This is a genomic window from Magnetococcales bacterium, from assembly GCA_015231925.1.
Classification (GTDB): Bacteria; Pseudomonadota; Magnetococcia; order Magnetococcales; family JADGAQ01; genus JADGAQ01.
In genome coordinates, this window is sequence record JADGAQ010000230.1 from 1 (window position 1) to 5737 (window position 5737).

Annotated in this window: 6 protein-coding genes; 2 read left to right on the top strand and 4 right to left on the bottom strand. The window is 61.9% G+C overall.

All coding sequences use genetic code 11. The features are described from left to right. The first annotated feature begins 64 nt into the window (after nucleotides 1-64). A complete protein-coding gene (locus tag HQL56_17675) occupies nucleotides 65-397 on the top strand; it encodes a BrnT family toxin (protein MBF0311349.1) in 333 nt (110 codons plus the stop codon). Further along, nucleotides 297-596, top strand: coding sequence for a BrnA antitoxin family protein (locus HQL56_17680; GenBank protein ID MBF0311350.1), 300 nt, complete (start codon nucleotides 297-299; stop codon nucleotides 594-596). The genes HQL56_17675 and HQL56_17680 overlap by 101 nt, the downstream gene beginning before the upstream one ends. A gap of 146 nt (nucleotides 597-742) precedes the next feature. Here HQL56_17680 and HQL56_17685 read toward each other — a convergent pair whose 3' ends face one another. From HQL56_17685 to HQL56_17700, 4 genes are all read right to left on the bottom strand, one after another. Continuing rightward, nucleotides 743-2884: a nitrite reductase gene (locus tag HQL56_17685; GenBank protein MBF0311351.1), complete on the bottom strand. Its 2142-nt coding sequence runs from the start codon at nucleotides 2882-2884 to the stop codon at nucleotides 743-745. Next, nucleotides 2881-3498 carry a cytochrome b/b6 domain-containing protein gene (locus HQL56_17690; GenBank protein MBF0311352.1) on the bottom strand — a complete coding sequence of 206 codons (618 nt, stop codon included), beginning with the start codon at nucleotides 3496-3498 and terminating at the stop codon, nucleotides 2881-2883. The genes HQL56_17685 and HQL56_17690 overlap by 4 nt, the downstream gene beginning before the upstream one ends. Continuing rightward, a complete protein-coding gene (locus tag HQL56_17695; protein MBF0311353.1) occupies nucleotides 3495-4379 on the bottom strand; it encodes a cytochrome c3 family protein in 885 nt (294 codons plus the stop codon). Before HQL56_17695 ends, HQL56_17690 begins: the two co-directional genes overlap by 4 nt. Nucleotides 4380-4492: 113 nt before the next feature. Beyond that, on the bottom strand, nucleotides 4493-5470 hold the full coding sequence (locus tag HQL56_17700; GenBank protein MBF0311354.1) for an ankyrin repeat domain-containing protein: 978 nt from the start codon (nucleotides 5468-5470) through the stop codon (nucleotides 4493-4495). Between the last annotated feature and the right edge of the window lie 267 nt (nucleotides 5471-5737).

Genomic DNA, 5737 nt, shown 5'->3' on the forward strand with positions numbered 1-5737 from the left:
GACCTCCTACGGGTCATAATGACGAATAGAAATATTGAATGTCAACACGCCCTACGATGAAGAGATGAAGATCACTTACGATCCCAACAAACGTGAAAAGACCCTCATCGAGCGGGGACTTGATTTCGAAAGCGCGGCGACTCTCTTCGCGGGGCGCGTTTTTGAGATCGAAGACACCCGCCAAGATTATGGTGAACGCCGCATCCTGTGTTTCGGTGAACTGAATGGGCGTTTGTTGGTGGTCGGATATGTGCAACGAGGCGACAACCGCCACGTTTTTTCCATGAGGAAAGCCAATGACCGGGAAATCAGCCGTTACGCAAACCGACTGGTCCAAAGTGGACGCCCATTCCATCCAGCCGGAAGAGTACCAGGAGCTGCCGGAGTGGACCGATGAGATGTTCCAAGCCGCCGAAGAACGTGTCGGGGGAAAACGGGCTCCTCGTGGCCGCCACTCCGCTGGCCCGAACAAGATCTCCACCACCGTGCGTTTCGACTCCGACGTGCTGACCGCCTTCCGGGCCACCGGAAAAGGCTGGCAGACCCGAATGAATAACGCCCTTCGGGATTGGTTGAAGCTTCATCCCTCGGGGTGAGGTCTGTTTTTAGTTATTTAGAATTATAAAAAAAACGAGTCAAAGGATAGAACATTTTCTTTTTTTACTTTCTAAAAGATTAAATATTGAAAGGCAAAAAAAAGGGGCTGCGTCTCCACAGCCCCAGCGACGGACTCCCCCGGGAATTATCTCAACTCAGGCAGCTTGCGCAATTCCGCCGCCCGCTCGGGTGGATAACCCAACTGCTCGAACGTGATAATACCACTCGCCGAATGACACTCCTTGCAGCCACGACCCTTCTCCGTCACGCCGTGGTTCACCATCAACGTGCCCATCTGCCGCATCCAGCGCCCCGCCACGTTGTCCAGTTTGCCATCCTTCATCGGATACGTGGTGTTCCAACTCTTCACCCCGAAATACTTCATGAACTCGTCCATCATGAACAGCTTGAACGGCGCTTCATACATGCGGCGTATCAACGGATTGGACAACGCCTTCACCACCGAGGCCGCCGGATCGCCCTTCTCGTAATAAGTCGGATAATCGAAAGGCAGAATCATGCCGCCGAACGGCCCCTGATTGCCCAAATCCTCGTACATCAGCGCATTGAACACCTTGAAAGGCGTCAGCTTGCTCTTGCCCTTCTCCATCAAAGGCCGCAAATTGGCCTCCACCACCTTGGCCCGCTCCGCCAACTGCTGCGGCGTCAGATAAGAGAGGGGATCCGTGGCCCGACGCACATAATCGTCCACGTCGATCTCCGGATAACGCTGCTTCAACTGCACCGCCGCCTGCCGCACCTGGGCAATGGCCTCGGCATCGGTGATTTTCGACAACAGCCCCATGAAAGGATCGTAACCCTCCCCACCCAGCGGATGGTTGCCCAGCGCATTGGCCAGGAAAGTGCCGTTGCCGTTGAACCAGAGGAATTGCATGCCCACCCGCGCCTTGCCGGAACGCAGAATGTCGGTGTAAACCCATACCCCCTCTTCGGCGTTCCAGGTGGGATGCAGCCAGTCGCGCAGCACCACGTTGTCCGCCGACAGCTCCTTCACATGACACGCCTCACAGGCCAGACGATCCACATGACCATTGAGCAGCGCCCGGTCGTCCGTGTCCTTGACGTGCGGAGCGGCGGTGTGACAACTCTCGCAGGAGACCACCCGCCCCGGCAGATCGTTGGCCACCAGATCCACCCCCGCCGCACCCCGTGGAATGCGATGCCCCTGGGGTACGTGACAGTCGGTGCAGGCCATGTTGGCCGCACCATGCACATCGCGTCCCGCCATCACCGAGGTGCCCCGCTTGGCCCCCGGATGCAGCAGCCGCTGATTCTCATGCCCCAGCTTGCGCGGCGCGGCGTTGTCGGCCAACGCGGCCTCGATGTCACCGCCCAGATTGTGCTGATGACAGAAGAGACAGTTGTCCCGCCCCGGCTGACCCACCGTCAGGGCCGCCTCCAGGGAGCGATCCTGGTTCCAGCGGCGACCATGCTGGTCCTGAATCACGTACCGCTGATTCATGTCGTACTTCGCGGAGTGACAGATCAGGCAGTCCACCCCCTGTTTGGCCTCGTTGGGCACCTGACCCACGGGCATCATGGCCTCGGTGGCGGGATGATAGTTGCCGCCGATGTGGCATTGGCCGCAGCCCTCGCTGCGCGTCACCTCGGTGGAGCCGCCGGGTTTCTCGCCGGGATAGGTCTTGACCAGATCGGCCCAACCCGTCCAGGTGAAGGAGCCGGGAATGCCGCAGGCCCGATCCACCTTGCCTACCGGAATGGCCCGACTGCCGTTGCCGTTGACCTGGCGACCGTCGTAACCGTAGGTGGTGAAACCGTCCGCCTTGCTCTGGAAGGTGAAATGCACCGTGTCCAGTACATCGTCCAGAGTGCCGACCTCCCGCACCTTGCCGTGGTCGTCGCTCACCTTCATGGTCTCGTGACACTTCAGACAGGTGGCGGGGCCCTCGTATTGCCGAATGCCCGCCTCCCGGAAATAGCCGATGTGCGGGAAGGGCGCCTCCTTGTTGAAACTGCGGGTGTTCATCAACATGTTGACCTTGAGACGCCGCGCGAAGGCATGCTCCTCCTTCTCCGTCTGCCGCAAGGCCCGCTCCTGCCGCGCCTGACGGGTCAACTTGTCCGCCAGCCGGTTGAACTCGCGTTCGCTGACCGCCTGGCTGGAGTCGTAGCGCAACGGGGCGTTGACCACCCCGGTATAGTTTTCGAAGGCCTTGTGCCACAGCTTCGGCCCCAGGGTCAGCGCCAGAAGGGATCCCCCCACCACAACCATCCCCAGCTTGATGTAACCGCCGTTGCCGTTCATGGATGTTCCTCCCCAACGCGATGCCCACGAATCATGTGTTTGAAATCATTGAGCGGCGTCTTGCCGGTCGTGGCCAGATAGACGTGGCCGATCAGAAAGGCCGCCAGAAAGACCCCCGCCAGATAGTGCAGCAGCGCCACCGGCAACAGTCCGTCCACCGCGCCGAAACGATCCGGCAGCAGCCCCGGAAAGAGATAGAGCAGCCCCGTGCCCACTACCACCGGCACGGCGGCGTACATCACCAAGAGATAGGCCACCTGTTGCATGGGGTTGAACTTGCGACGCGCATGGCAGGGAAAAGGCTGCGACTCGCCGCGAAAGATGCCCACGCCGTAAAAGAGGCTCTGCCGGGTCAGATCCGCCAGCAGGGTGGCCAGGGTGGGCAGGTAGTAGCCCACGTTGCCCGAGCGGATGTTGACCACCAGGTAGAAGAGATAGGCGGCGGTCATGGCCAGCCCCGCCGCGTTGTGCAGGGTGCGGGCCACGTCGAAGGGCATCAGGCTGCCCGCGAAGTGCAGACTGGCCCCGCTGACCACCAGCAGCAGGCAGGCCAGGGCGTTGAGCCAGTGCCAGAGGCGCAACCACAGGGGATAGAGTTCCACCGCGCCGTTCATGCCTTTCCCTCCCGACGTCGCCACACCAGCCAGCGGGCCAGACCGTGCAGCGAGGTGCCCGCCAGGGCCCCCCCCACCGCCAGAATGGCCAGCCAGTCGAGCAGCGGATGGCTCGTCATGCCCACCACATAGGCTTCGTTGAGCAGAAAACGCTCCACCGCGCCCTTGTCGGCGTTTTGCGCCAGACGGTGTTTGTACAACCGCGCCTTCAGCAGGCTGTCGCGCCCGTGACAGCTTTCGCACTGCCGCAGGGCATCCTTGGCCGAAAGCACGGTGTGCTGATTCTCCTGATAGGCGCGGGTGTGACACTCCACGCAACGGGCGCTGTCCAGGTGACGGGCGCTCTGCGGCAGCCAGGCGTGGGCCTCCTCCATGGCGGGCTCCTTGCGGTCGTGGCAGCGCTGACAGCTCTCGTTGCCGCGGGTCACCTGCAGGGCGGCGCTCGCCTGCCGGCTGCCGGGCAGAAAGGTGTGGGCGTCGTGACAGGAGAAACAGTCGAATTTGCCCGGCAAATGCTGAAAATGCACGCTGCGGGTGAAGTGGCGTTCGATCTCCTCGAAACGCTGCCGGGGAAAGCTCTTCGACTCCTGGTGACAGCCCAGGCAGGTGAGCTTTTCCTGTACCCCTTCCGGGTAGTGGGGGTAGGCGGAGAAGGCCTTGCCGTGGCACTGGTCGCAGGCCAGCTTGCCGTGGCTCGACGCCGCCAGAAGGGTGGCGTCGACGTGGAAGTCGCGATAGCCGCCGGGTTCACCGCTCTGATAACCGAGGGTGGGCATACCGTGACAGCGCAGGCAATCGCCGGCGGCCTGACCCCCGGACGGGGGCAACAGAAGGAGTGTGGCTGCCAGATACGGCAGCAGGGCGTTCACATGCCTGTTCATGGGAACAACTCCGCGTGGTGAAGCGATGCCGGGGCTGACCGGGGACTTTCGTCCCCGGCTCCTCGCTTCCTGACCGGCCCCTCCGGTCGGAGGAGCGGATCGATCGTGGCCCGTCAGGCCCGATCGCCTCCACTGCGGATGGCCTTCATGATGGCCGAGTTGGCGTTGACCGCCTGGGCCTTTTTCACATAGTCCATGACCGTTTTGCCATCGATATCGGCCAGTCGGGTGTCCGCCCCGTGGGAGAGGAGGATCCGCGCCGTGTCCAGATGGTCGTAACGGGCGGCGAACATCAGGGCGGAGGTGCCCAGATTGTTGACCGCGTTGACATCCGCGCCGCGCTTCAACATGGCTTCGACGATGGGGGTGTAACCCCTTTCCGCAGCCAGCAGCAGAGCGGTGCAACCGCACTCATGCCGTTTGCCCACGTCCGCGCCCGCCGTCAACAGCGCCGTCACCACTTCCAGATGGCCCGCCTTGGCCGCCAGCATCACCGGGGTGTAGCCCTGGCGATCCTGGGTGTCGATGCGGGCGCCCGCCGCCAGCAGCATGCCCACCATGTCGCCGTAACCCCGGTCCGCCGCGAACAGCAGGGCCGAATCCCCGTTCTTGTCCGGATGGTTCGGATCCGCGCCGGCGGCCAACAGCATCTCCACCACCTTGGGCGCGTTATACTGGGCTGCGGAGATCAGCGCGTCGCGACCCGAAATGGTCACACCGCCCACCTTGGCGCCGGCGTCGATCAGCAGGCGCACGATCTCGTCATGTCCCCATTGGGCCGCCATGATCAGCGGCGTGAAGCCCCAGGCATCACGCACGTTGACGTCCGCCCCCGCCTGAATCAGCCGTTTCACCACCGTGGCCTGACCGTTTTCCGCCGCCCACATCAGCGGGGTCACTTCCAGCCGACCCTTGGTGTCCGGATGAACGCCGCGCGCCAGTTGACGCTCCACCTCGTCCATGTTGCCGTCCATGGCCGCCACCACGAAGGCGCTGCCATTGAGGATCTCCTTCTTGCCCGTGGGCCAAACCACCGCCACAAGAGCTGCCAGGGCCAAGGCCGTCATGGTCTTTTTATTCAGAGTGTTCATCGTCGTTCTCCTTGTGGTCCGTCGTATTTTCCAGGCGGCTCGTCACCGCGACACGAATGCACTTGCCAGTTTCCTTTCGGGCCTTCCGGCCTTATCATTCACATTGCAGAGGCTGTACCAATTTCCCGCAGCAAACGGTGTATTTTCTCTTTTTTAGCGGATAACATATTGATTTTAAGGCGATATAAATTTCAGTATTGCGGAATGGGGGACGTGGTACACGGATCGGGTTCGGGGGGAGTGTCCGGGGGAGTGTCCCATGGAACG